This is a genomic window from Achromobacter sp. HNDS-1 (assembly GCF_040084795.1).
GTDB lineage: Bacteria > Pseudomonadota > Gammaproteobacteria > Burkholderiales > Burkholderiaceae_B > Achromobacter > Achromobacter ruhlandii.
On sequence record NZ_CP157584.1, the window covers coordinates 453,379 to 476,651 of the forward strand.

Consider the following 23,273-nt stretch of genomic DNA (forward strand, 5'->3'; position numbering starts at 1 on the left):
ATGCGGCCGACCCATGCGCAGTGTTTAATTTGGCATCCAAATGCAAATGAGTCTTGTTGATGCCTACCCTCACCCCCGCTGGGAAGCCCCGTTGGCCGATGAATATGCCGAACGAACGCTTCGTCCGTTCTCGTCCGGATGGTCACTCCATGAGGGCTGCGCCCCGTAGCGCGCTCGGCTCGGCCGCCGCGGCCGTTTTTTTCATTAGCGCACAGGGCGTATTTGCCGCGGAACCGGCGCCGACCCAACCCGAGGCGCGGGAAGCATCTCAAGGGGAGATCGCTTTGCCGGCCATAACCGTGACCGGCCGCACGGATACGGCGGCCACCGAAGGTACGGGCTCTTATACGACGGGCGAAACAACGGCCGCCACCCGCCTGCCGCTGTCGCTGCGGGAAACGCCGCAGGCGGTCACGGTGATCACGCGTCAGCGCATGGACGACCAGCAGTTGAATTCGGTGCAGAGCGTGCTGGATAACACCACGGGCATCGCCTCCTACCAGTCCGACAGCGAACGAACGAGTTTCTATTCGCGTGGTTTCCTGATCAACAACGTTCAGTACGACGGCATCCCCACCGTCGTCGGCAACACCGTCAACGGGAGCGGAATCGGTTCCATCGATACCGCGTTCTATGATCGCGTCGAGGTCGTGCGCGGCGGGTCCGGCTTGTTGACCGGCACCGGCAACCCGTCGGCCGCCATCAATCTGGTGCGCAAGCGACCGACCCGTGATTTCTCGGCCGCCGCTTCGCTTGGCGCTGGGAGCTGGGACACCTACCGGGGCATGGGCGACATCTCGACGCCGCTGACCGAGGACGGCCGCATCCGCGCCCGCCTCGTCGGCACTTACCAAGATGGGCACTCGTACCTTGACGGCTACAGACCGGAAAGAAAGTCGTTCTACGGCATCATCGAGGCAGACCTGACCCCGGACACGACAGTGAGCCTGGGCTATGACTATCAGGACATCACGCCGAAGGGCGCCACCTGGGGTGGATTGCCACTATGGTTCAGCGACGGCACGCAGGCGGAATATTCACGCTCCAGGACTTACGCGCAGGACTGGAGCCATTGGGACAACACCCTCAAGACGGCGTTTGCCGAGGTCGAGCACCGCTTTGACAACGGCTGGAAACTGCGTGCCATCGCCAACCAGTACCGCACCGACTCCGATGCCAAACTGGCCGGCCTGGTCGGCCGCCCCGATCGCGCCACGGGACTGGGCTTCTTTCCCTCCGGGGCCTATCCGGTAGCACTGGCGTCGGAAGCCCGCAGCCGTCAAAACACCTTCGACGTGATGGCGAGCGGCCCCTTCGAACTGCTCGGCCGCCAGCATGACCTGGTGGTCGGGGCGACGAGTTCGCGCCGCACGGCCAGCCAGGAGGACATCGCGCCGTTCTATCCGGGCTTTACGCCGGTCAACATCTATGACTTGACTCCGGCCTTGCCCCGCCCCGCCTTCGAAGCCATGCCCTGGATACCGACCCGCACCCGAATCAAGCAGAGCGGTATCTACAGCGCGGCCCGCTTCTCGCTGGCCGAGCCCCTGAAACTCATTGTGGGTGGCCGCTTCAGCAACTACGAAATCGACGATACCGCCAACGGCAGCTCGCTGCACTACAAGAAGCGCAACGAATTCACGCCGTATGCCGGCCTGATCTACGACATCAACAACACCTATTCGGCCTACGTCAGCTATACGGGCATCTTCAACCCGCAGACCGACTATCGCGACAGCAATGGCAGCGTGCTCACCCCGTCAAAGGGAAAGACCAAGGAAATCGGCCTCAAGGGCGCTTACCTGGACGGGCGCCTGAATGCGTCGGTGGCCTTGTTCGAGACCCGGCTCGACAACGCGGCGCAGATCGTCGCCGGCTCCTATACGCCAGCCGGCGGCCAGGCCTACAAAGGCGCGGACGGGACGAAATCCCGCGGGATCGAACTGGACTTGCAGGGCGAGCTGGCGCGTGGCTGGAACATCTATGCGGGTATCGCTCATTTCACGGCGCAAGACGGCGATGGCGTTCGCTTGAATTCGCAACTGCCGCGCACCACCGCGCAGCTTTTCACCACGTACCAGTTGCCGGGGGATTGGAGCAAGTTGACGCTGGGCGGAGGCATCAAATGGCAAAGCCGCTTCTACCAGGCGCCCAATACCGGCACCAGTTCGCTGGGCGGGGAACAGGGCTCCTATGCGCTGGTATCGCTGATGGGCCGTTACGACGTCACGAAGCAGACCAACGTCACCGTCAACGTCAACAACGTTCTGGACAAGAAATACGCGCTGCAAAAAGGCGATTTCGACACCGTGGGTTATGGCGCGCCACGCAATGTGATGGTCACGCTGAACTATCGGTATTGATTTGAACCCAGGCGAACGCTTCCGCCATCGCAAACCCATCGAGAAAGCCCTTATGCCCCTCAAGCCTCCCCTGCCCCCCGCGCAAACCCTGGCCGTGAACAATCCCGACAAGGTCGCCTTGTTCTGGTTGACGACAGCCGCTGGCGCCGTGCTGTTCGTCACCTTCCAGTTGTTCTTTTACGTCAATGACTTCGTGAGAGCGCAAGGAGCAACACCGGCGATCACGTTTGAGCCCGACGTACTGTGGATGTTTCCCACGTTCTATGGTTGCTGGATCGTCGCGGTGCTCTTCGCGCTGATCGGAACCCGTAAGACCCAGTGGGTTGCGCTGGTCCTGGGCAGCCTGCTTGTCGTTCTGAATACCCTCGGGGGAATCGCCGACGGGTTGCGCGACGGTTGGCACGTGGCCTTTTCGGCTGTGTTCTTCATTACGCTGCCCGGCGTGTTCGCTATCGCGGCCACCTGGCGTCGCATCAAAAACAAGGAAAACGGCCATGCCGATGAATAGCTCTGACTTCCCCTTGGTCTGGATGAATCTTGCGCAGGAACCCGGACACGATCACCAGCAGGACTTCGATGCGTTCGAAGCCAATTTGCGGCGCGACGAGCCCTTCGTCATCTTGAGCGATACCGCGCCGCCCGCGGAGGAACACCAGCACTCGCCGGAAGAGAAGAAACGCCTCGCGCTCTGGATGAAAAAGCACAAAGCCCAATTGCGAAAGCAGGTTCTGGCCATGATTCAGATCGAACCCAACCAGGCCAAACGCCTGGGTTACAAGGCATTCGCCGTCCTTTTCGCCAAGTTCTGGGGCTACCCGCTGCTTCTGGCGGCTTCGCGTGAGGAGGCTGTGGAGATGGCTAGAGCACTGCTCTCGAAGGATGGGAAATCACCCGGTTGATGGCTTATGCAGTGTCCGAGCGCTGATGCAACGGTATCGCGGCGCATTGTCGTGGCGCGATGCGGGCCTGACTTTTTATGGGCTGTGATCAATAAGCCCTTTATCGCCAGAAAGGCGCGCCTTTTGCCGGTGCGAAAGACGGAGAAGCGACGCTTTCGAGCGCATTGCCATCCGGCTCCAATCTCACATTGCCTAGCCAGGAGCCGCCCCCACTACGCCACACCCGCTTCGATCAAGCGCTCGACAGTGACTCCGCCTGCTTCAGCAGCAGTCCCCAACCAATGAAAAAGGCGCCGAAGCGCCTTTTTCATTTACCGTTCGCAAAGCGAAGCGGGATCACTCCCACTCAATCGTCGCAGGCGGCTTGCTCGACACGTCATACACCACCCGGTTAATCCCCCGCACTTCATTAATAATCCGCGAGGAAATCCGAGCCAGCAACGGATGCGGCAACGGCGCCCAATCGGCCGTCATGAAGTCAAACGTCTGCACCGCGCGCAGCGCGACAACGTACTCATACGTCCGCCCATCCCCCATCACCCCCACCGACTTCACCGGCAGGAACACGGCGAACGCCTGCGAGGTCAGCTCGTACCAGGTCAGGCCGCTGGCCTCGTCCTTGGTGTTGCGCAGTTCCTCGATGAAGATCGCATCCGCGCGGCGGAGCAGCTCGGCGTATTCATGCTTGACTTCGCCCAGGATGCGCACGCCCAGGCCCGGGCCTGGGAACGGATGGCGGTAGACCATCTGCGGCGGCAGGCCCAGGGCCACGCCCAGTTCGCGGACTTCGTCCTTGAAGAGTTCGCGCAGGGGTTCCAACAGCTTCAGGTTCAGCGTGTCCGGCAGGCCGCCGACGTTGTGGTGCGACTTGATCGAGGTGGCCTTGCCGGTCTTGGCGCCGGCCGATTCGATGACGTCGGGGTAGATGGTGCCCTGGGCCAGCCACTTGGCGCTTTTCTGCTTGCCGGCTTGCTCCTGGAACACTTCCACGAACTCGCGGCCGATGATCTTGCGCTTGGCTTCGGGGTCGGCCACGCCGGACAGCTTGCCCATGAACTGGGCGGTGGCGTCGACGTGGATGATCTTGACGCCCATGTTCTCGGCGAAGGTCTGCATGACCTGCTTGCCTTCGTCCAGGCGCAACAGGCCGTGATCGACGAACACGCAGGTCAGTTGGTCGCCGATGGCCTTGTGGATCAAGGCCGCGGCCACCGACGAGTCGACGCCGCCGGACAGGCCGAGGATGACTTCGTCTTCGCCAACCTGCTCGCGGATACGGGCGACGGCTTCGGCGACGTAGTCGGGCATGTTCCAGTCGCCCTGGCATTCGCAGATCTCGTTGACGAAGCGGGCCAGCATGGCCTTGCCTTGCACGGTGTGCGTGACTTCGGGGTGGAACTGCACGGCGTAGAAGCGGCGTTCTTCGTCGGCCATGCCGGCGATGGGGCAGGACGGCGTGGAGGCCATCAGCTTGAAGCCCGGCGGCAGCTCGGTGACCTTGTCACCGTGGCTCATCCAGACCTTGAGCATGCCGTGGCCTTCGTCCGTGGTGAAGTCTTCCAGGCCTTCCAGCAGCTTGGTGTGGCCGTGGGCGCGGACTTCGGCGTAGCCGAATTCGCGGTGGTCGGAGAAGCTGACCACGCCGCCCAGTTGTTGCGCCATGGACTGCATGCCATAACAGATGCCCAGCACGGGCACGCCCAGCTCGAACACGGCGTGCGGCACGCGCATGGAGCCTTCTTCGTAGGCCGATGCGTGGCTGCCCGACAGGATGATGCCCTTCAGGCCCTGCGCCATCTGGTCGCGGATGAAAGCATCGTCGACGTCGCCCGGGTGCACTTCGGAGTAGACGCCGGCTTCGCGGACGCGGCGGGCGATCAGTTGGGTGACTTGCGAACCGTAGTCGAGAATGAGGATGCGCTGGTGCATGGAGACTCTACCGGTAAGGAATGAAATCGCTGTAAATAAAACCGCACCGGCAGAACCGCTGACTGATTTTGCGGTTCTGCCGGTGCGTGATGCATGACATTGTAGTTGACTGTACGGGGATCAGTCGGCGCGGTAGTTGGGCGCTTCCTTGGTGATCTGTACGTCGTGCACGTGGGATTCGCGGACACCGGCGGAGGTGATTTCCACGAATTCGGCCTTGGTGCGCATGTCGTCGATGGTGGCGGCGCCGCAGTAGCCCATGGAGGCGCGGATGCCGCCGACCAGTTGGTAGATGATGGCCAGCACGCTGCCCTTGTAGGGGACGCGGCCTTCGATGCCTTCGGGGACCAGCTTGTCGGCGTTGTTGGCCGGGTCCTGGAAATAGCGGTCGGCCGAGCCTTCCGTCATGGCGCCCAGGCTGCCCATGCCGCGGTACGACTTGTACGAACGGCCCTGGAACAGCACCACTTCGCCCGGCGCTTCTTCGGTGCCGGCGAACATGCCGCCCATCATGCAGGAGAACGCGCCGGCGGCCAGGGCCTTGGCGACGTCGCCCGAGTAGCGGATGCCGCCGTCGGCGATCAGCGGCACGCCCGTGCCTTCCAGCGCCTTGGCGACTTCGGAGATCGCGTGGATCTGCGGCACGCCGACGCCGGCGACGATACGGGTGGTGCAGATCGAGCCGGGGCCGATGCCGACCTTGACGCCGTCGGCGCCATATTCCACCAGCGCGCGCGCGGCGGCGGCGGTGGCGATGTTGCCGCCGATGACTTCGACCTTGGGGTAGTTTTGCTTGACCCAGCGCACGCCTTCCAGCACGCCCTTGGAGTGGCCGTGGGCGGTGTCGACGATCAGCACGTCGACGCCGGCAGCGACCAGCTTTTCAACGCGCTCTTCGGTGTTGCCACCAACGCCGACCGCGGCGCCGACGCGCAACTGGCCCTGGGCGTCCTTGCTGGCCAGCGGGTGCTCGGTGTTCTTGACGATGTCCTTGACGGTGGCCAGGCCGCGCAGCTCGAAACCGTCGTTGACGATGAGCACGCGTTCCAGGCGATGCTTGTGCATCAGGGCCTGCGCTTCATCGAGCGTGGCGCCTTCCTTCATGGTGACCAGGCGTTCCTGCGGCGTCATGATGTTGCGCAGGGGCTGGTCCAGGTTCTCTTCGAAGCGCAGGTCGCGGTTGGTGACGATGCCGACCAGCTTGCGCCCTTCCACCACCGGCAGGCCCGAGATGCCATGCTGGCGCTGCAACGCAATGGCGTCGCGCACTTTCATCTGGGGGGTGACGGTGACCGGATCGATCACGATGCCGAATTCGTGGCGCTTGACGCGGGCGACTTCACGGGCCTGGGCGTCGGCGGACAGATTCTTGTGGATGATCCCGATGCCACCTTCCTGGGCCATGGCGATCGCCAAGCGGGATTCGGTGACCGTGTCCATGGCGGCGGACACAAGGGGGATGTTCAGGGAGATGTTGCGGGTGAGGCGCGTGGCCAGGGAGGTGTCGCGCGGCAACACCTCGGAATACGCAGGCACCAACAACACATCGTCGAAGGTGAGCGCTTTTTGAACGAGACGCATGGGTAACTCCGGGCGCAAAGCAAGATTATACGCCGCTGACGTGTTTTGACTAGGTGTTGACCCTAGGTCGGCGCATGATTTTTGCGACTTTTTTCAATAGGCGTTGTGACCTTGCACTATTTTTACCCGGATCATATTGACAAGCGCTTTGGCAAGCCGCACAATGCCAGGCATTAAATTTATCCGGGTAAATAAAACCCCTGTACGCCATGACCCAGCCTCTCCTTCCCCATACCGCTTTCGAAGGCCACCGCCTGCTGGCGCGTGGCGCGCTTGCCGAGGTCGCCCTTGCCGTCAAGCAGGCCCAGGACGGTCACGCCAACCGTCATGGCGACGGCGCGATCCTGGTGTTCGACGACCATACCGGCAAGCAGGTCGACCTGGACCTGCGCGGCGCTGACGCCGACATCCGCGCGCGCTATCAGGCGCCGGCCGATGCCGCCCCCGCGCCCGCCGAGGAAGCGGACGGCGCCGACGCCGCCCCGCGCGGCCGCGGCCGGCCCAAGCTGGGCGTGGTGCCGCGCGAGGTGACGCTGCTGCCGCGCCACTGGGACTGGCTGGCGGCGCAGCCGGGCGGCGCGTCGGTGGCGCTGCGCAAACTGGTGGAACAGGCGCGCCGCGACAACGAGGCGCGCGACCAGCGGCGCCAGCGGCAGGAAGCGGCGTACCACTTCATGTCGAGCATGGGCGGCAACCTGCCGGGCTTCGAGGAGGCCACGCGGGCGCTGTATGCCGATGATCGCGCGGGTTTCACGCGGCAGGTGGCCGCATGGCCGGCGGACGTGCGCGATTACGCCATGGCGCTGGCGTGGGCGGATGAGGAGGCCTGAGCGGCAGGCCGCGAATCGCGGCGCGCGATCCCAGTGGCCTGTTCCTGCGCCCTATCCCTACGCACATACCTGCGCCACACACCTGCGCCCCATACCTCCCCACCGCGACCGCGGGCCGTCGCTGCGCCGCATGGCTGCGCGCGCCGCTGGCGCATGGCGGCGCGCGCGTCATGCGCCGCTTCCAATCGTGCGTCGGCGGCATCCCGGCACGCCAAGCAAGCGACGCCCGCCGCTGGTAAGCTGTACGTCATGGATACGGATACCGCGCCCCGCAACTTCCTGCTGTACGACGGCGACTGCCCGTTCTGCACCAACTACGTGCGGATGGTGCAGTTGCGCAAGGCTGTCGGCCCGGTCGAATTGCTCGACATGCGCCAGCATCCCGAACTGGTGGCGTATTTCCGCGACCGTGGCTATGACCTGAACGACGGCATGCTGCTGCGGCTGGAGGGGCACATCTACTGGGGCGCCGATTGCATCAACCGGCTGGCGCTGCTCAGTTCCGACAGCGACCTGTTCAACCAGATCAATGCGGCCATCTTCCGCCGCCCGTGCCTGTCGGCGGCGCTGTATCCCTTCATGAGCCGTGGCCGCGCGCTGACGCTGGCGCTGCTGGGCAAGAAGAAGATGCCGGCCTGACAGCGGCGGCGCGCGGTTGGTCGCGCGCCTTGCCTCGCGTTGCCTTGCCTTGCGTTGCCTCGCCTCGCGTTGCCTTGCCTCGCGTTGCCTCGCCTCGCGTTGCCTTGCCTCGCGTTGCCTTGCCTCGCGTTGCCTTGCCTCGCGTTGCCTTGCCTCGCGTTGCCTTGCCTCGCGTTGCCTTGCCTCGCCGCGTCCCGCCTCACCGCGTCCCGCCTCATCGCGCCCTGCCTCATCGCGCCCTGCCTCTCCCCGCCGCGCCTCTCCCCGTCCCGCCTAGCCTAGTGCCGTCTCGGCTCGTCCCGCCCCGCCCCGCCCCGCCCCGCCCCGCCCCGCAGCAATGCTAAATTGCGGGTCAACCCCTTACGGAGACCCCATGCCCGAGCCGAGCACCGCTGCCGACGGCACGCTGACGCCGCCCGTTGCGCCCCCGAACGACGCGCCCGGCGCGATGCCGGCCGACGGCTTCTCGCTGACCGCGCCGATCACGCTGCAGGACCGCATCGCGGCCGCGCTGTTCAGCTACGCGGACATGTTCGGGGCCGCCCGGCGGCGCGCGCTGTACCTCCTGGCGTGGGTGGTGCTGGCGCTGTTGGGGATGCTGGGGTTCTCTTCCTGGCGGGATAGCGGCGAGCAGGGCTTCGGCCCGTTCCTCTCGCGCTTCTTTCACGACCTGTTCGGCCTGGACGGCGTGCCCATCCTGGTCGTGGCCATCCCGGTGCTGATCTACTACTTCCGCCATCCGGCGATCGTGCGCGGGCGCCTGGCGCGCTGGTGCCGCGACGAAGGGCTCGACCAGACCATCCACCCGCTCTATTGCTTTCAGCCGGGCGGGCTGACCGTCACCCTGCCGGGACGCGAGACGGCCATGGCGTGCTCGCGCATCCAGGGGCTTGCCGAGGCGCCCGGCCACCTGTTCATCCAGTTGCGCAACATCGAGGACGTGTACGCCCTGCCGCGACAGGCGCTATCCGACGAGCAGGTGGCGCGCATCAAGGCGTGGGCCGCATCCTGCCACGCCGGCGCCCCCGACGCGACGCGGTGCCCGCCGCAAGCGCGGCAGGCGCCCGAGGCCGCGCCGCCGCTGCTGACGACGCGCTTCCTGCTGAACCAGGAAGACCGGGCTACCGCGATTTCGTGGCAGATCGAACGTCCCGGCATGCGGCGGCGCCGCCGGCGCGGTTTCCTGCTGGCCTTCGCGCTGACCGCCCTGCTGGTGCCGCTGATATTCGTGCTGCTGTGGCTGCTGGATCCCGAGCGGGTGCCGCTGCGCTATGCCTGGCCGCTGTTCGGCGAGATGTTCACGGACAGTTTCTGGAAGATCACGCTGGGGTTCTGGACCATCCTGGCCGTCATCATCCTGCTGCATCCCTGGTCCCGGCGCCGCCACGCGTACAAGCTGGCCGGGCAGATGCACCGACGCATGCCGGCCGAGGAACACGAGGCGCGGCTGTATGACGATCGGCTCGAAGTCTGGCAGGACGGTTGGGTCAACAGCTTCGCGACGGCCGGCTTCGACCGGGTCGAGCGGCAAGGCGAACACCTGATCCTGATGCGGCGGGAGGGCGAACCGCTGATCCTGCCCCGACGCGCGCTGGACGCGGAGCAGTTGGCGCTGTTCGAACGCATTCTCACGGGCGGGGCGGGCGGTGACCATCGCCCGCGCGGGGGTACGCCATGAGCGGGCCGGCCTTGATCCGCCTGGCGGCCCTGTGCGCGGCGCTTGGCGCGCTGGCGCCCGCCGCGTCCGCCGGCACCCTCGATCTGCCGCATGGCCTGTCGGTGCAGCTGCCAGAGGGCTGGGTGGTGGACGGCTCGCCACAAGGCGAGGTCTCGCGCAGCGGCATGCGGCGCGTGCAACTGGTATGCGAAAGCGAGGCGTGCGAACAGACGCAGGAAACCTGCACCCTGCTGATGCAAGCCAAGCCGCTCGAAGGCGACGACGATGACGCCCGCTTGCAAGCGCTTTATGCCTCGCCGCTCAAGCGCTATTTCCGGTTGCGCGCGGTGCTGCGCGCGACCAGTCCCGATGCCGATATCCGCCAGCCGCTGGAGCGGGTGCGGATCGGCGATCGGGATTGGTACCGGGTCGAGACCGATGCGCGGCACCAGTACCGGTCGGGCGTGTTCGCCGAGACGGTGGTCGACGGCCTGTACGTCGGCGCGATCTGCAAGTCGTGCGAAACCGGCGAACAGCGCCACCGGGACGGAATGCGGATCATCGAGAGCCTGAAGTCGGATACGAACGGCGCGTCACGTTGAGCAGCGCGAACGCCATGCGAGACCCAGTCCCCCCGCGTTGAACGCCGCGAACGCCATGCAATCCCCTGGCCGGTTGCGTTAAACGCCACGGACGCCTGCGCAATGCCCTGCCCATCGCGTTGAACGGCGACGACACGCCGGGCGCGCCCCCGGCTGTCGCCCCCTTCAGGGCGCGGGGGGCAGCACCTCGGCCACCTGCCGCAGGAAGGCCTCCAGCGCCGGGTTGTCGTGCTGCGCATGCCAGGCCAGGTACATATCGGCATACAGGTCGCGCTGGCCCAGCGACCGGAACTCCACCCCCTCCAGGCGCAGCTCGCGCGCCGAATCGGGCACGATGCCCACGCCCAGTCCGGCCCGCACCAGCGCCAGCAAGGTATGCGTCTGGCTGGCGCGCTGCACGTAGTCGGGCTGCACGTCGGCCAGGCCGAATGCGCCGACGATGCGGTCATAGAAGTATTTGCCTTCGCGCGGCGAATACAGCACGAAGGGCTGGCCCTGCAGCAGCCGCAGCGGCACCACCTCCTGTTCGCACAGCGGTGAATCCGCCGGCAGCGCCAGCACCAGCGGCTCGCGCTCGATCAGGCGGGCCTCGATGCCGGCCTGCTGCGGCACGCTGCGCGCCAGGATCGCGTCCAGTTCCCGCGCCAGCAGCAGGCGCGACAGGTCGGTGCTGACGGTTTCGCGCAACTGGATCTCCACGCCCGGCAGCCGCTTGCGGGCCCGCATGATGAGCGATGGCATCAGGCGGTACGAGGCCACCGCCGTGAAGCCCAGCGTGATGTGGCCGGCGTCGCCGCCGGCGGTGCGGCGGGCGCTGGCGGTGGCGCGGGCCGAATACTCCAGCAGGTGGCGCGCGTCGCGCAGGAAGCGGCGGCCGGCGGCGCTCAGTTCGACCTGACGGCTGCTGCGCTCGAACAGCGTCACGCCCAGGTCCTGCTCCAGCAATTGGATCTGGCGCGACAGCGGCGGCTGCGTCATGCACAGGCGCTGGGCGGCGCGGCCGAAGTGCAGTTCCTCGGCCACGGCGATGAAGCATTCGAGCTGGCGGAATTCCATCGATTCAATCCTTGAATTGATCAATGCTATTTATAGCTCGAATAGTCATCCATCGGCCGGCGTTCCTATACTCGGCCGCAGCACCGGGGCGCGTTTTTCCGCCCCGCGAAAGGAGTGCCATCGCAGCATCGACTTTCCGCGGCCCGCGCCGCTCACTACTACAAAGAGAAGACCATGGAGACACGCAATTCCGCACGCCCGCGCCGCCGCTTCCTTGCCGCGGCCCTGGCCCTGGCCGCCTGTGGCGCCCTGCCCGCCGCGGCGCAGGCCGCGCCGTTCCCGGACCGCCCGATCAACCTGATCGTGCCGTTCTCGCCGGGCGGCGGCACCGACATTTCGGCGCGCCTGCTGGCGGCGGCGCTGGGCGACAAGCTGGCGGCCTCGGTGGTGGTGGACAACCGCCCGGGCGCCGGCGGGCAGATCGCCGCCGATCTGGTGGCGCGCGCCAACCCCGACGGCTACACGCTGCTGTTCGCCAATTCGGGCATGCTGGCGATCAATCCGTGGATCTACAAGCTGCATTCCGATCCGGCCACCGCGTTCGCGCCGGTATCGCTGTTCTCGGACCTGCCGTTCGTGCTGGTGGTGCCCACCACCCTGCCCGCCAAGAACGTGAAGGACCTGGTGACGCTGGCGCGCGCGCAACCCGGCAAGCACACCTTCGCCAGTTCCGGCACCGGCGGCGCGCCGCACCTGTCGGGCGAGATTTTCCAGCAGGCCACCGGCACCGACCTGATGCACGTGCCCTACAAGGGCGGCGGCCCGGCCATGACCGACCTGATGGCGGGCCGCGTCGACATGCTGTTCGCATCGGTGCTGGAGACCATTCCCTACGTCAACTCCGGCAAGCTGCGCGCGCTGGCGGTGACCGGCGCGACGCGTTCGCCCGCGCTGCCCGACGTGCCGACCATCGACGAGGCCGGCGTCAAGAACGCGCAGACCGGCTCATGGACGGCGGTGCTGGCGCCGGCGGGCACGCCGCAGGCGGTGATCGACAAGCTGTCGGCCGCGATCCGCGAAGTGGCCAGCGACCCGACGATGCAGGCCAAGCTCGAATCGCAGGGCGCGCTGGCGCACGGTTCGACGCCGCAGGAACTGCAGGCGCTGGCGGCAAGCGAACGCGCGCGCTACGGGGAGATCATCAAGACACGGCATATCCAGACCCAATGATCGGGCGGGCGAAGCGACCGCCCACGATGCGATGACGCGCCCCGAGGGCGCGGCATTGCGCACCGCCCATTTTTTTGTCCCCAGTCCGTCCCGGCGCAGACGGCTTTCCTCTTCGGTCGTCCCACCGCCCCTTTTCTTGCGAATCCCGCGCCCGCGGGTCGCTGCAACAACCATGACACCCGACATGACCACGACTGCTTCCCAGCCCCTCGCCGACCTGCTGATGGTAGGCCCCTTGCTGCCCGAACTGACCGCCGAACTGGAGTCGCGCTACCGCGTGCACCGCTGGTGGCAAAGCCCCGACCAGGCGGCGCTGCTGCGCGACCACGGCGCGGCGATCCGCGGCATCGCCACCAGCGGCCGCTTCGGCGCATCGCGCGAACTGATCGACGCGCTGCCGGCGCTGGAAGGCGTATTCAGTTTCGGGGTGGGCTACGACACCATCGACCTGGCGGCGGCGCAGGCACGCGACGTGCGGGTCACCAACACGCCGGGCGTGCTCGATGCCTGCGTGGCGGACACCGCGCTGGCATTGATGCTGGCGGCCTCGCGCCGCATCGCCGAGGCTGACCGCTTCGTGCGCGCCGGCCGCTGGCCGCAAGAAGGCTTCGGCCTGGGCACGCGCATGAGCGGCAAGCGCTGCGGCATCGTCGGGCTGGGCAATATCGGCCTGCAGATCGCGCGACGCGCCGAAGCATTTGATATGCCCATCCTGTACACCAACCGCAAGCCGCGCGCGGACGCGCCGGCGCACTACCGTTATTGCCCGGACATCACGACGCTGGCGGCCGAGTGCGATTTCCTGGTGCTGGCAGTGCCGGGCGGCGGCGCCACGCGCCACCTGGTCAATGGCGAGGTGTTGCGGGCGCTGGGCCCGCGCGGCTGGCTGATCAACATCGCGCGCGGCACGGTGGTCGACGAAGCCGCGCTGGTCCAGGCGCTGCAAAGCGGCGTCATCGCCGGCGCGGGCCTGGACGTGTTCGAGCATGAACCGGCCACGCCGGCCGCCTTGAACGCGCTGGACAACGTGGTGATGCTGCCGCACATCGCCAGCGGCACGCATGAGACTCGGCGGGCCATGGCGGACCTGATGCTGGCCAACCTGGATGGCTGGTTCCGCGAAGGCAAGACGGTGACGCGGGTGGTTTGAGACGATGGGCCGCGGCGAGCGAACGAGATAGCGATGCCGCCCGCTCCGCGGGAACGCCCTCGAATGGGGCATTATTTGAGGAAATCGGCCATCAAGCGTCCATCTTATGGACACTACATCTTGTTATTTATCTCATACATGATAAATTTCTCACCGCACTGGCTCGTGCCGGCGAGCTGTTGTGCTTGTTGTTGTAATTTTTTCCGGCCTTCGGGCCGGATTTTTTTTCTCTGCGCGCCTGGCCAACGGGCGGCGCGCCCGCCACGGGCACCCTTGGCGCGACGGCATTTCGCTGCCATTACGGCGCCATCTTCCGCCATCGACCCGCATCCGCCGCGATTGCCCGCGTCACGCATCGATCGTGATGGATAGCCCATCGGCGCGCGCCATGATCGACCGCACCCGGATCGTCCAACCGGCGTTGATGGCCTCTTCCTGATCCTCGAACACGCCGTATTCGGTCACCGCCACCGCGCCATGCAGGATGCGGCCGTCGGGCGCCGGCCCCCGCGCCTCGATGACCGGCACGTAGCCGTCCTGCACCTGCAACGCGCCACGCGTGATCTGAAATCCGTTCAATGTTTCTTCCATGGCCGCTCCTCTTTTTTGGGGCCGGGCCATGGTAGCCTGCCGCCAAACTATCCGGAGACATCATGGTGATCTGCAACAGCATCGAGCCGTCCGCCTGGGCCCAGGCCTTTCCCCTGATCCGCCAATTGCGCACCGCCCTCGATGAAGCCGAATTCCTGCAGCGCGTGCGGCGGCAATCGCATGGCGGCTACGAACTGGTCGGCGCCTACCGCGACGGCAGGCTGATCGGCGTGATGGGCATGCGGCCCGTGCACACGCTGGCGCGCGGTCCGCATCTGCATGTGGACGATCTGGTGGTCGACGAGGCCGTGCGCGGCAGCGGCGCCGGCCGCGCGCTGATGGCCTACGCCGAGGCGGATGCCCGCGCTCGCGGCATGGGGGCGGTGTTCCTGGATGCCCGGCCCGACGCGATTCCATTCTATGAACGCGAGCAATACACGCTGCATGCGGCGCCGTCGATGAGGAAGCTCATCGGCCCGGCGTCTGCCTGAGCGCGGCACAAGCCGGGCCGCCACGCGCGCCACCATCGAGATCCCGCCACGCCGATCATGCGATTCGACATCTACCGCCGCCTGCAACTGGACATCGAGCGCGAAGCTGGCCAATGGGCCGTGTACCAGTCCGTGGCGGGCAAGCGCGTGCGCGCTGGCGAGATCGTCATTCCGGCGGATGTCGCGGAAGACGAATTGGCGACGTACCTGGACGACCTGTATCACGAGATGGCGCGGCCGGGCGACAGCGTGACACGGGTCGCCTGAGCGCGTGGCGCTGGTGGCCGCCAATGGCCGTTGCTAGCCGTGGGCGCGGGATGCGCGCGGGACTGGCCAGGGAACAGGCCTTTTCGGAACTGGTCGCGGCGCTGGCGCGGGAGTATCGTGAAAACCAGCCCTTCGCGCCTGGAGCCCGCCATGTCCGACGCCCCCCCCGCCATCGAGGCCAGCGCCTCGCAATTGGGCAACCTGACGCAGTTCCTGATCTGGGTTGCCGAGCGCCCTCGCACCTATGCCGACATCATGGAGGCGTGGCGCACCTCGTGTCCGCGCCTGTCGGCCTGGGAAGACGCCACCAGCAACGGCCTGGTGGACCTGGCGCGCCGATCTGCCGGCGACGCCGGCGACGCCGGGGCCGCCGTGGCCACGCTGACGCCCAAGGGCCGCGCCTGGCTGGCCGCGCGCCAGGCCGGCATGATCGCGACGCCGCGCCAAGGCGCTGGTGTCGCGCCGCTTTCGCACTAAATGCGCGGGCGTCGCACCGCTCTCCCAATAAAAGCGCGGGCGCCGCGCCCCGCTTCCGCTAAGGCGCGGGCGCCGCGCCGCTCTCCCGCCAACGCGCCAGCGCCGCGCCGCCGTCCGCTTGCAGTTGCGCGCGCAGGCTGGCGATGAAGGCCTTGGCCGCCTCGGGCAGCACGCGTCCGGCCAGCGTCTGCACCTCGAAGTGGCGTTCGTTCATTTCGCGGTCGCGCAGCGGCAGGGCCACCACCTGCCCGGCGCGCAGGCGATAACGGATCGCCAGTTCGCCGCAGAACGCCACGCCGCCGCCCGCCCCCGCGAACGCCACCAGCGCGTCGACGCTGCGGCTGGAGAACATCGGTTCGCATGACAACTGCTGGCGGCTGCAGCTGATGTCGATCAGTTGCCGCAGCGTCGAATCGGCATCGGGCAAGGCCAGCGGATAGGCCATCAACTGGGCCAGCGATACCTCGGACCGGCCCGCCAGCGGATGGTCGGGCGCCACCACCGCGCGCACCGGCGCCGGCATGCGCAGCTCGACCCGTACGTCATGGTGCGAAGTCAGGCTGAGCGTGACGCCGATATCGGCCGTGCCGTCCCGCACCCGGACGGGCACCTCGCGCTGCGAGCACACGTCCAGCGAAAAACGGATGCCGGCGTATTGCCGGCGGAAAACGGCGATGGCGGCCGGCAGGAAGTCATGCGCGAAGCCTTCGGTGCAGACCACCCGCACCAGGCCCTGCCGCAAGCCACGCAGGCCCATGATCTCGCCGGCAACGCGCTCCACGTCCTGGTGCGCGCGCTTGGCGTGGGCGGCCAGCAGTTCGCCGGCGGCGTTGAGCGCCATGCCGCGCGAGCGGCGCTCGAACAGCAGGGTGCCCAATTCGCGTTCGAGCCGGGCGATCTGGCGGCTGACCGCCGACGGCGCCACGTCCAGCCGCTCCGCCGCGACGCTGACGGAGCCGCAGCGCGCCACTTCCAGGAAGTAGCGCACGGCCATTTCCTGCAGGATTTGCGGGTTCATCGGGTTTGCCCTTGGTTTGCGTAAAACGCAATGAATGATTCTAGCAATTCATATTGCCGCAATACGGAGCCCCCGCCTAGGATGTGACCGTTGCATGACGCTCCCTCTATGGAACACGCAGGCATGACCCCGTCCCAGGCTTCCGTTCCCGCTTTTTCATTGCAGGCGTTGCGCGCCGCGCAACCGCTGCTGTGGACCCGCCCCGATGGCGGCGCGGCCGACACCGGCGTCCCCTTCGGCCTGGCCGACGTGCAGGCGGCCCACGACCGCTTCACGCGCTTCGCGCCGTTGCTGGCGCAGTTGTTCCCCGAACTGGAAGCCTCGGCCGGCGTGATCGAGTCGCCGCTGCGCCAGGCCGCCGCCATGCAGCAGGCGCTGGGCCTGGCGCCGGATGGCGGACGCCTGTGGATCAAGGCCGACCACGCGTTGCCGGTGGCCGGTTCGATCAAGGCGCGTGGCGGCATTCATGAGGTGCTGGAATTCGCCGAGAAGCTGGCGTGGGCGCAAGGCCTGGTCGCGCCCGGCGAGGATTACCGCAAGCTCGCCGCGCCCGCGGCCCGCGCCTGTTTCGCGCAATACCAGGTGGCCGTCGGATCGACCGGCAACCTGGGCCTGTCGATCGGCGTGATCGCTTCGGCGCTGGGTTTTCGCGCCGCCGTGCACATGTCGGCCGACGCCAAGGAATGGAAGAAGGCGCGCCTGCGGGCCCGGGGCGTCGAGGTGGTGGAACACCCCGGCGATTACGAAAAGGCCGTGGCCGCCGGCCGCCGCCAGGTCCAGGCCGACCCGCGCGGCTACTTCGTCGACGACGAGCGCTCGGCCTCGCTGTTCCTGGGCTACGCGGCGGCGGCGCTGCGGCTGCGCGACCAGATCGCGCAGGCCGGCATCGTGGTCGATGCCGAGCATCCGCTGTTCGTCTACCTGCCCTGCGGCGTGGGCGGCGCGCCGGGCGGCATCGCCTTCGGCCTGTCGCTGCTGTACGGCGCGCACGCGCACTGCTTCTTCGCCGAACCGGTGCAGTCGCCCTGCTTTCTGCTGCGCATGATGGCCGGCCATGGCCAGTTGCCCGGCGTGCCGGTGCCGCCGTCGGTCTACGACATCGGCCTGACCAACCAGACCGAGGCCGACGGCCTGGCGGTGCCGCGCGCCTCCGACCTGGCGTATGCCGCCGTCGGCCAGTCGCTGGCCGGCGTCTACACCGTGGCCGACGACACCCTGTACGGCGATCTGGCGCGGCTGCACGACAGCGAAGGCCTGCGCATCGAGCCGTCGGCGGCGGCCGGGTTTTCCGGGCCGCGCCACTTGCTGGACAGCCCGGCCGGGCAGCAGTGGCTGCGCCAGCGCGGCCTGCTGCCGCATCTGACGCGCGCCACGCATCTGGCCTGGACCACCGGCGGGCTGTATGTGCCGGCCGAAGAGTACGACCGATTCCTGAGCCGCGGGCAACGACTCGCGGCCGCCCCCCAGGCGCCGACCGACGCGCCGTCCTTCCACCTCTCTCGTCGAGCATGACCATGAAGACTGCCTTGATTGCCCTTGGTGTCACCCTGGCGGGCGCCCTTGCCGCCCCCGCCCCGGCCAGCGCCCAGACCGGCTATCCGACCCGCCCCATCACGCTGGTGGTGCCTTTTCCGCCTGGCGGCGCGACCGACGTGCTCGGCCGCGTCATCGCGCAGAAGCTCGGCCAGGAACTGGGCCAGACAGTGGTGGTGGAGAACCGCGCGGGCGCCGGCACCGCGATCGGCGCCGGCTACGTCGCCAAGGCCGCGCCCGATGGCTACACGCTGCTGGTCAGCTCGGGCACCACGTTCACGGTCAACCCCGCGATCCAGGCCAAGCTGCCGTATGACCCGGTCAAGAGCTTCGAGCCGCTCGGCATCGTGGGCCGCACCGGGCTGGCCCTGCTGGCCAATCCGCAGGTTCCGGTCAAGGACTTGAAGGAACTGGTGGCTTACGCCAAGGCGCGCGAGAAGGAACCGCCCGCCTACGGCTCGTTCGGTGCCGGCACCACCGCGCACTTCGTCGGCGAGGCCTTCCTGGCCGCCGCCGGCATCAAGATGATCCACGTCCCCTACAAGGGCAGCGCGCCGGCCATGACCGACCTGATCGGCGGCCAGATTCCGTTCTCGGTCGACACCGTGGCGGCCGCGCTGCCGCAGAGCAAGCTGGGCAAGGTGCGCGTGCTGGCGGTGTCGGCCCCGACCCGCTCGGCCTTCCTGCCCGACGTGCCGACCTTCGCCGAACAGGGCTACCCGTCGGTGGCCATGGACACCTGGCTGATGTTCACCGCGCCGCGCGGCCTGCCGGCGGACGTCAAGGCCAAACTGGAAACCGCCCTGCGCGCCACGGTCGAATCGCCCGACGTGCGCAAGAGCCTGGAAGCCCAAGGCTTCGAGGCGGCCTTCTCCAGCGCCGCCGAGGGCGAAGCGCTGATCCAGAAGGAACTGCCGCAGATGCGCGACGTCGCGCAGCGCGCCAACATCAAGATCGATTGAAGGAAGCTCTCATGACCCTGGACGATTCGCTCGTCTCGTTATCCGCGGTGGAATTGCGGCGCCTGATCGGCGCGCGCCAGTTGTCGCCGGTGGAACTGCTGGAGGCGTGCATTGCACGCATCGAGGCGGTCAACCCGTACATCAACGCCGTCACCGCCACCGCCTTCGACCGCGCCCGCGTCGAGGCGCGCGCCGCCGAACAGGCGGTGATGGCCGGCGACACGCTGGGCCTGCTGCACGGCCTGCCGCTGGGCGTGAAAGACCTGGAACCCACCGCCGGCCTGCTCACCACCTTCGGTTCGCCCATCTACCGCGACCACGTGCCCGCCGAGGACGTCACGCTGGTGGCGCGCCTGCGCCACGCCGGCGCCATCGTGGCCGCCAAGACCAACGTGCCCGAGATGGGCGCGGGCGCCAATTCGCGCAACACGGTGTGGGGCGCGACCGGCAATCCCTTCAACCCGAACCTGAACGCCGGCGGCTCCTCGGGCGGCTCGGCCGCCGCGCTGGCCAGCGACCTGTTTCCGCTGTGCACCGGGTCGGACACCGGCGGCTCGCTGCGCATCCCCGCCGCCAAGTGCGGCGTGGTCGGCTTCCGGCCGTCGCCGGGCGTGGTGCCGAGCGTGCGCAAGCCGCTGGGCTGGACGCCGATCTCGGTGGTCGGCCCGATGGGCCGCACCGTGGCCGACGCCTGCCTGCAGATGGCCGCCAGCGCCGGCCCGGACGCCGGCGACCCGCTGAGCTATCCGCTCGATCCGCTGCAGTTCCTGGCGCCAGGCAACGCCGACCTGGGCCGCCTGCGCGTGGCCTATACGGAAGACTTCGGGCTGTGCGACGTGGACGACGGCATCCGCGCCACCTTCCGCGCCAAGATCGCCGCCATGCGCCACCTGTTCGCGGCCTGCGATCCCATCGAGATCGACTTCGGCGAGGCCCACCGCTGCTTCGACGTGCTGCGCGCCGAAGCCTTCGTGGCCGGCATGCGCGAGGCCTACGAGAAAGACCCGGCCAGCCTCGGCCCCAACCCCCGCGCCAATTTCGAGATGGGCGCGGCCATGAGCCTGAAGGACTGCGCCTGGGCGCAGGCCGAGCAGACCCGCCTGATCAAGCGCTTCCAGCGCGCCTTCGACGACTACGACCTGATCCTGTCGCCCACCACGCCGGTATCGCCGTTTCCGTGGACACAGCTGTATGCCGAGACCATCAACGGCAAGCGCCAGGAGAACTATTACCGCTGGCTGGCACTGACGTATGTGATCACGCTGACCACGCATCCGGCGCTGACGCTGCCTTGCGGGCGGGATCACAAGGGAATGCCGTTCGGGTTGCAGATCGTGGGACGGTTCCGGGGCGATCGCGAGGTGCTGGCGGCGGCGCAGGGGATGGAGTCCGCGTTCGCGGGCAATGAGGAACTGCGGCGGCCGCGGCCGGACCTGGCGGGGCTGAAGGCGGCGGAGCCGGCATTGACGTCGATCGTGACGGCGCCGCCGGGGGTGGCACGGGGACCGTCGGCGGCCGAAGTTTCGGCGGTATAGGCAAGACCGTACCCCAGCAGACGCGCATGGCACGGCGGCGGACTCGGGCATAATCCCCCCGCCCGCCGGCCTGGCCCGGCTTTGAAAAGACACCGCTCATGCGCGCTCTGCCCCACGCCCTTCTCGCCTGCGCCCTGCTGGGCGCCGCTTTCACCGCCCAGGCCGGTGATGTCGACAAAAGCAGCTGCACCTACAAAGGCATTCCGCTGCGTGGCAAGGTCAAGATCGTCAGCGCGTTTCCCGACATCCGCGTCAAGGTGGTCGACGCCTTCGCCGATATCCGGGTGAAGAAAGTCAGCGCCTTCGCCGACCGCTGCGGCGAATGGAAGATCGTCGATGCCTTCCCGGACTTCAAGATCCAGTTCGTGGACGCGTTCCCCGACGTGACGGTCAAGTGGGTGGATGCGTTTCCGGGCACCGACTGACGCAGGGCCGCCGCGTCAGCGCTGGCCGGCAGCCCGGGGCGGCGCGCAGCAATGGGCGGCGTCGATCACGCGGTCGCGGCAGGCCGCCAGCTTGGGGGGATTCCTGCACAACAGCGCGCCGGCCGGCAACGTGAACTGGAAGCCCCCGTCGAGCATGCACAGCTGCGCGGCGGCGATATCGTTGAGCAGCATGTCGTCGCCCGGCTCGATGACCGAGGCGTAGCCGCACGCCCGCATGGCTTGCTGCACGCGCTGGGCGTCGGCGTCCGGCCGGGTCCATTGTTCATAGGCGGGCGGACGTTGCCGTGACCCCGCCGCCGCGGCGCCGTCGCTTGCCGGACAGGCCGCCAGATGGGGATGGGTGTCGCAGTAGGTGTGGCGCTCCTGGTAGGCGAAGCCTTTGCCGAGCATGCACTGCTCACCCCGTGCATAGTCGTTGTTGGTGATGGTCGTGCCGTCGACATGGCTGGCGCTGGGAAAGCCGCAGTCGAGCAGCGCGTCACGCACGCCTTGCCGGTCGACGCCGGCCTTGGCCCACAGGGCGTACAGCGGCGGCGGGGGCAGCATCGGCCGGCCATTGATGCAAGCGCTCAAGCCCAGGCAGAGCAGCGCCGCCACCGGCCTATAGAGGCGCAGGCGTCCAACCGTGCCGCCTTGCCAGCCCCCGGCCCCAGGCGTGGCGCGCCGCGCGTCCGATACCGGTCGTCCCCTTGCCATGCTTTCCCCATCAAAGTTGCCAGGATTGAACCGCCCGGCGAGGCGTAATGCTATTGCAATTTCCTTTCCCATGAGCAGACGGGCGTTGTGCCGGCAAACAATCCGATAATGTGTTGACTCGACCCTTGGGGCCGCCCCCAAGCTGGCTGCACCTAGTCAACACAAGGACGGTGAACCCATGAGTTCTTCCAATTCGTGGCTGAATGCTTCCGAAGCAGCCAGACGGCTTGGCGTATCGATCAAGGCCTTGCGGCTATACGAGCAGCATGGCTTGATGACCCCCGGGCGTACACCAGCGGGGTATAGAACCTATAGACCTGACGATATCGTCCGCGCGACCGAAATCGTGACGCTGCGCACGCTCGGACTCAGCTTGGCTCAAATCGCGCGCGTACTGGAGGGTGACGTCCAGAGCCTGAGCGCGGCGTTGTCGACACACGAAGCGGTGCTCGACAAAGATATCCAAGCGCTTCTTCACCAATTGGACAAGCTTCGAAGTATCCAGGCAAACCTGGCTCGTGGTCGGATGCCATCGGATGGAGAATTGACCGGCTTGCTCGATCGATCGACCGAAACCCGCGCGGCATTTGCGCTCCCCTGGCCTTGGGGAGGGGAATGGTTCGAAGTTCGGGATGTGCGTCCCCTGAATTACATCATCGGCCCGTTAGGCAGCGGAAAGACCAGGCTGGCCCTTCGTCTCGCGCAGGCCCTGCCAAATGCGGCCTTCGTTGGCCTGGATCGGCTCGACAATGGATGCGCCGCGGCGAAGGCCATGTTGGCAACGGATCCCGCTCTCGGATCGCGCATTGCCAAAGTCGTGGCGTGGCTCGTCGACGAGGGCGCAAGAGAATCCGATGCGCTGACGGCTTTACTCGTTGCATTGGAAACGGAAGGCCCCGCGGTGTTGGTGATCGACATGGTCGAACAGGGCCTGGACCAGCCATCTCAGGAAGCCTTGATGGCGCACCTTCGTCAGCGCGCGAAGGCCGCAGGAAAGCCCCTCTTCCTGATGACGCGCTCGTCGGCGATCCTGGATCTTGCCGCCGTTGGACCCGACGAAGCCATTCTGCTTTGCCCGGCGAATCACAGTCCGCCAAGCCGCGTCGTGCCTTACCCCGGCGCGCCGGGCTACGAGGCCGTCGCGACGTGCCTGGCCTCGCCCGAAGTGCGCGAGCGGATATCGAGGCGCCCCCAACCGGCGTGATCGCGCGTGCGTCTCGTCGTGCTCGAAATCCCCCCAAAGTCCCCCAGCCGGAGACGGGCGGCCCTAGGGTAATCCCGTAAGTCGTTGAAATAACGCGAAGTAATGACAGGGCATAAGGAAATCCCGATTAGGGAATTTGCTTATGCCCTTTAATTATTTGCCGGGCGCATACTCGAT

24 protein-coding genes are annotated in these 23,273 nt (G+C 67.2%); 17 read left to right on the forward strand and 7 right to left on the reverse strand.

Annotated features, from left to right (window positions below; genetic code table 11):
• Positions 1-59 precede the first annotated feature (59 nt).
• The 3 genes from ABFG95_RS02025 to ABFG95_RS02035 are packed head-to-tail and all read left to right on the forward strand — an operon-like array spanning position 60 to position 3,262.
• Positions 60-2,363, forward strand: coding sequence for a TonB-dependent siderophore receptor (locus tag ABFG95_RS02025; RefSeq protein ID WP_348995373.1), 2,304 nt, complete (start codon positions 60-62; stop codon positions 2,361-2,363).
• Positions 2,364-2,415: 52 nt separating this feature from the next.
• Complete coding sequence (locus tag ABFG95_RS02030) at positions 2,416-2,871, forward strand: hypothetical protein (protein WP_054415672.1); 456 nt, start codon at positions 2,416-2,418, stop codon at positions 2,869-2,871.
• Positions 2,858-3,262: a hypothetical protein gene (locus ABFG95_RS02035; protein ID WP_348995374.1), complete on the forward strand. Its 405-nt coding sequence runs from the start codon at positions 2,858-2,860 to the stop codon at positions 3,260-3,262. The genes ABFG95_RS02030 and ABFG95_RS02035 overlap by 14 nt, the downstream gene beginning before the upstream one ends.
• Before the next feature lie 336 nt (positions 3,263-3,598).
• On the opposite strand, the gene guaA is transcribed toward ABFG95_RS02035, so the two are convergent.
• Positions 3,599-5,191, reverse strand: coding sequence for a glutamine-hydrolyzing GMP synthase (gene guaA, locus ABFG95_RS02040; protein ID WP_063570092.1), 1,593 nt, complete (start codon positions 5,189-5,191; stop codon positions 3,599-3,601).
• A gap of 120 nt (positions 5,192-5,311) precedes the next feature.
• The gene (gene guaB / locus ABFG95_RS02045) at positions 5,312-6,772 is read right to left on the reverse strand and encodes an IMP dehydrogenase (RefSeq protein WP_049073345.1); all 1,461 of its coding nucleotides are present in this window, start codon (positions 6,770-6,772) and stop codon (positions 5,312-5,314) included.
• Between the two features lie 209 nt (positions 6,773-6,981).
• On the opposite strand from guaB, the gene ABFG95_RS02050 reads away from it, so the two are divergent.
• The 4 genes from ABFG95_RS02050 to ABFG95_RS02065 all read left to right on the forward strand — a co-directional run bounded on the left by ABFG95_RS02050 (position 6,982) and on the right by ABFG95_RS02065 (position 10,500).
• A complete protein-coding gene (locus ABFG95_RS02050) occupies positions 6,982-7,602 on the forward strand; it encodes a DUF2239 family protein (protein ID WP_175144517.1) in 621 nt (206 codons plus the stop codon).
• Positions 7,603-7,851: 249 nt separating this feature from the next.
• Entirely contained in the window at positions 7,852-8,241 is a 390-nt protein-coding gene (locus tag ABFG95_RS02055; RefSeq protein ID WP_006387081.1) for a DCC1-like thiol-disulfide oxidoreductase family protein, read from the forward strand.
• 373 nt (positions 8,242-8,614) lie between these two features.
• Complete coding sequence (locus ABFG95_RS02060; protein WP_348995375.1) at positions 8,615-9,919, forward strand: YcxB family protein; 1,305 nt, start codon at positions 8,615-8,617, stop codon at positions 9,917-9,919.
• Positions 9,916-10,500 (forward strand): hypothetical protein, encoded by a 585-nt coding sequence (locus ABFG95_RS02065; protein ID WP_348995376.1) that lies wholly within the window; start codon positions 9,916-9,918, stop codon positions 10,498-10,500. The genes ABFG95_RS02060 and ABFG95_RS02065 overlap by 4 nt, the downstream gene beginning before the upstream one ends.
• A 165-nt stretch (positions 10,501-10,665) precedes the next feature.
• Here the strand turns inward: ABFG95_RS02065 and ABFG95_RS02070 are convergent, their stop codons facing one another.
• Entirely contained in the window at positions 10,666-11,556 is an 891-nt protein-coding gene (locus tag ABFG95_RS02070; protein ID WP_049073341.1) for a LysR family transcriptional regulator, read from the reverse strand.
• Between the two features lie 174 nt (positions 11,557-11,730).
• On the opposite strand from ABFG95_RS02070, the gene ABFG95_RS02075 reads away from it, so the two are divergent.
• Together ABFG95_RS02075 and ABFG95_RS02080 are read left to right on the forward strand one after the other, a co-directional pair.
• A complete protein-coding gene (locus ABFG95_RS02075; protein WP_068950817.1) occupies positions 11,731-12,726 on the forward strand; it encodes a tripartite tricarboxylate transporter substrate binding protein in 996 nt (331 codons plus the stop codon).
• A 184-nt stretch (positions 12,727-12,910) separates the two neighbouring features.
• Positions 12,911-13,876, forward strand: a complete 966-nt coding sequence (locus ABFG95_RS02080) for a 2-hydroxyacid dehydrogenase (RefSeq protein ID WP_312474518.1) — start codon at positions 12,911-12,913, stop codon at positions 13,874-13,876.
• A 113-nt stretch (positions 13,877-13,989) separates the two neighbouring features.
• Here the strand turns inward: ABFG95_RS02080 and ABFG95_RS02085 are convergent, their stop codons facing one another.
• Together ABFG95_RS02085 and ABFG95_RS02090 are read right to left on the reverse strand one after the other, a co-directional pair.
• Positions 13,990-14,196: a hypothetical protein gene (locus ABFG95_RS02085; protein ID WP_348995377.1), complete on the reverse strand. Its 207-nt coding sequence runs from the start codon at positions 14,194-14,196 to the stop codon at positions 13,990-13,992.
• 28 nt (positions 14,197-14,224) lie between these two features.
• The gene (locus ABFG95_RS02090; RefSeq protein WP_063570087.1) at positions 14,225-14,467 is read right to left on the reverse strand and encodes a hypothetical protein; all 243 of its coding nucleotides are present in this window, start codon (positions 14,465-14,467) and stop codon (positions 14,225-14,227) included.
• Between the two features lie 62 nt (positions 14,468-14,529).
• Here ABFG95_RS02090 and ABFG95_RS02095 point away from each other — a divergent pair, with 62 nt between their 5' ends.
• The 3 genes from ABFG95_RS02095 (at position 14,530) to ABFG95_RS02105 (ending at position 15,702) form a co-directional block, all read left to right on the forward strand.
• Positions 14,530-14,958, forward strand: coding sequence for a GNAT family N-acetyltransferase (locus ABFG95_RS02095; protein WP_348995378.1), 429 nt, complete (start codon positions 14,530-14,532; stop codon positions 14,956-14,958).
• Positions 14,959-15,015: 57 nt separating this feature from the next.
• Positions 15,016-15,225 carry a hypothetical protein gene (locus tag ABFG95_RS02100; RefSeq protein ID WP_312474530.1) on the forward strand — a complete coding sequence of 70 codons (210 nt, stop codon included), beginning with the start codon at positions 15,016-15,018 and terminating at the stop codon, positions 15,223-15,225.
• Between the two features lie 150 nt (positions 15,226-15,375).
• Positions 15,376-15,702, forward strand: coding sequence for a hypothetical protein (locus tag ABFG95_RS02105; RefSeq protein ID WP_348995379.1), 327 nt, complete (start codon positions 15,376-15,378; stop codon positions 15,700-15,702).
• A gap of 58 nt (positions 15,703-15,760) precedes the next feature.
• Here the strand turns inward: ABFG95_RS02105 and ABFG95_RS02110 are convergent, their stop codons facing one another.
• Entirely contained in the window at positions 15,761-16,720 is a 960-nt protein-coding gene (locus ABFG95_RS02110) for a LysR family transcriptional regulator (RefSeq protein WP_054415698.1), read from the reverse strand.
• A 123-nt stretch (positions 16,721-16,843) separates the two neighbouring features.
• Here ABFG95_RS02110 and ABFG95_RS02115 point away from each other — a divergent pair, with 123 nt between their 5' ends.
• The 4 genes from ABFG95_RS02115 to ABFG95_RS02130 all read left to right on the forward strand — a co-directional run bounded on the left by ABFG95_RS02115 (position 16,844) and on the right by ABFG95_RS02130 (position 21,175).
• Positions 16,844-18,232 carry a D-serine ammonia-lyase gene (locus ABFG95_RS02115; protein ID WP_348995380.1) on the forward strand — a complete coding sequence of 463 codons (1,389 nt, stop codon included), beginning with the start codon at positions 16,844-16,846 and terminating at the stop codon, positions 18,230-18,232.
• Positions 18,229-19,215 (forward strand): tripartite tricarboxylate transporter substrate binding protein, encoded by a 987-nt coding sequence (locus ABFG95_RS02120; protein ID WP_054415700.1) that lies wholly within the window; start codon positions 18,229-18,231, stop codon positions 19,213-19,215. The genes ABFG95_RS02115 and ABFG95_RS02120 overlap by 4 nt, the downstream gene beginning before the upstream one ends.
• 11 nt (positions 19,216-19,226) lie before the next feature.
• Complete coding sequence (locus ABFG95_RS02125; RefSeq protein WP_348995381.1) at positions 19,227-20,750, forward strand: amidase family protein; 1,524 nt, start codon at positions 19,227-19,229, stop codon at positions 20,748-20,750.
• Between the two features lie 98 nt (positions 20,751-20,848).
• Complete coding sequence (locus ABFG95_RS02130; protein ID WP_049073331.1) at positions 20,849-21,175, forward strand: hypothetical protein; 327 nt, start codon at positions 20,849-20,851, stop codon at positions 21,173-21,175.
• Positions 21,176-21,190: 15 nt separating this feature from the next.
• Here the strand turns inward: ABFG95_RS02130 and ABFG95_RS02135 are convergent, their stop codons facing one another.
• Positions 21,191-21,892 carry a hypothetical protein gene (locus ABFG95_RS02135; RefSeq protein WP_348995382.1) on the reverse strand — a complete coding sequence of 234 codons (702 nt, stop codon included), beginning with the start codon at positions 21,890-21,892 and terminating at the stop codon, positions 21,191-21,193.
• Positions 21,893-22,070: 178 nt separating this feature from the next.
• Between ABFG95_RS02135 and ABFG95_RS02140 the strand changes: the two genes are divergently transcribed.
• Positions 22,071-23,096, forward strand: a complete 1,026-nt coding sequence (locus tag ABFG95_RS02140; RefSeq protein ID WP_278992362.1) for a MerR family transcriptional regulator — start codon at positions 22,071-22,073, stop codon at positions 23,094-23,096.
• The last annotated feature ends 177 nt before the right edge of the window (positions 23,097-23,273 follow it).

What these genes read in the sequence shown, in the direction of transcription:
- ABFG95_RS02025 (WP_348995373.1), top strand. Translation starts at nt 60, where the DNA reads ATGCCTACCCTCACCCCCGCTGGGAAGCCCCGTTGGCCGATGAATATG.
- ABFG95_RS02030 (WP_054415672.1), top strand. Translation starts at nt 2,416, where the DNA reads ATGCCCCTCAAGCCTCCCCTGCCCCCCGCGCAAACCCTGGCCGTGAAC.
- ABFG95_RS02035 (WP_348995374.1), top strand. Translation starts at nt 2,858, where the DNA reads ATGCCGATGAATAGCTCTGACTTCCCCTTGGTCTGGATGAATCTTGCG.
- guaA (WP_063570092.1), bottom strand. Translation starts at nt 5,191, where the DNA reads ATGCACCAGCGCATCCTCATTCTCGACTACGGTTCGCAAGTCACCCAA.
- guaB (WP_049073345.1), bottom strand. Translation starts at nt 6,772, where the DNA reads ATGCGTCTCGTTCAAAAAGCGCTCACCTTCGACGATGTGTTGTTGGTG.
- ABFG95_RS02050 (WP_175144517.1), top strand. Translation starts at nt 6,982, where the DNA reads ATGACCCAGCCTCTCCTTCCCCATACCGCTTTCGAAGGCCACCGCCTG.
- ABFG95_RS02055 (WP_006387081.1), top strand. Translation starts at nt 7,852, where the DNA reads ATGGATACGGATACCGCGCCCCGCAACTTCCTGCTGTACGACGGCGAC.
- ABFG95_RS02060 (WP_348995375.1), top strand. Translation starts at nt 8,615, where the DNA reads ATGCCCGAGCCGAGCACCGCTGCCGACGGCACGCTGACGCCGCCCGTT.
- ABFG95_RS02065 (WP_348995376.1), top strand. Translation starts at nt 9,916, where the DNA reads ATGAGCGGGCCGGCCTTGATCCGCCTGGCGGCCCTGTGCGCGGCGCTT.
- ABFG95_RS02070 (WP_049073341.1), bottom strand. Translation starts at nt 11,556, where the DNA reads ATGGAATTCCGCCAGCTCGAATGCTTCATCGCCGTGGCCGAGGAACTG.
- ABFG95_RS02075 (WP_068950817.1), top strand. Translation starts at nt 11,731, where the DNA reads ATGGAGACACGCAATTCCGCACGCCCGCGCCGCCGCTTCCTTGCCGCG.
- ABFG95_RS02080 (WP_312474518.1), top strand. Translation starts at nt 12,911, where the DNA reads ATGACCACGACTGCTTCCCAGCCCCTCGCCGACCTGCTGATGGTAGGC.
- ABFG95_RS02085 (WP_348995377.1), bottom strand. Translation starts at nt 14,196, where the DNA reads ATGGCGGAAGATGGCGCCGTAATGGCAGCGAAATGCCGTCGCGCCAAG.
- ABFG95_RS02090 (WP_063570087.1), bottom strand. Translation starts at nt 14,467, where the DNA reads ATGGAAGAAACATTGAACGGATTTCAGATCACGCGTGGCGCGTTGCAG.
- ABFG95_RS02095 (WP_348995378.1), top strand. Translation starts at nt 14,530, where the DNA reads ATGGTGATCTGCAACAGCATCGAGCCGTCCGCCTGGGCCCAGGCCTTT.
- ABFG95_RS02100 (WP_312474530.1), top strand. Translation starts at nt 15,016, where the DNA reads ATGCGATTCGACATCTACCGCCGCCTGCAACTGGACATCGAGCGCGAA.
- ABFG95_RS02105 (WP_348995379.1), top strand. Translation starts at nt 15,376, where the DNA reads ATGTCCGACGCCCCCCCCGCCATCGAGGCCAGCGCCTCGCAATTGGGC.
- ABFG95_RS02110 (WP_054415698.1), bottom strand. Translation starts at nt 16,720, where the DNA reads ATGAACCCGCAAATCCTGCAGGAAATGGCCGTGCGCTACTTCCTGGAA.
- ABFG95_RS02115 (WP_348995380.1), top strand. Translation starts at nt 16,844, where the DNA reads ATGACCCCGTCCCAGGCTTCCGTTCCCGCTTTTTCATTGCAGGCGTTG.
- ABFG95_RS02120 (WP_054415700.1), top strand. Translation starts at nt 18,229, where the DNA reads ATGACCATGAAGACTGCCTTGATTGCCCTTGGTGTCACCCTGGCGGGC.
- ABFG95_RS02125 (WP_348995381.1), top strand. Translation starts at nt 19,227, where the DNA reads ATGACCCTGGACGATTCGCTCGTCTCGTTATCCGCGGTGGAATTGCGG.
- ABFG95_RS02130 (WP_049073331.1), top strand. Translation starts at nt 20,849, where the DNA reads ATGCGCGCTCTGCCCCACGCCCTTCTCGCCTGCGCCCTGCTGGGCGCC.
- ABFG95_RS02135 (WP_348995382.1), bottom strand. Translation starts at nt 21,892, where the DNA reads ATGGCAAGGGGACGACCGGTATCGGACGCGCGGCGCGCCACGCCTGGG.
- ABFG95_RS02140 (WP_278992362.1), top strand. Translation starts at nt 22,071, where the DNA reads ATGAGTTCTTCCAATTCGTGGCTGAATGCTTCCGAAGCAGCCAGACGG.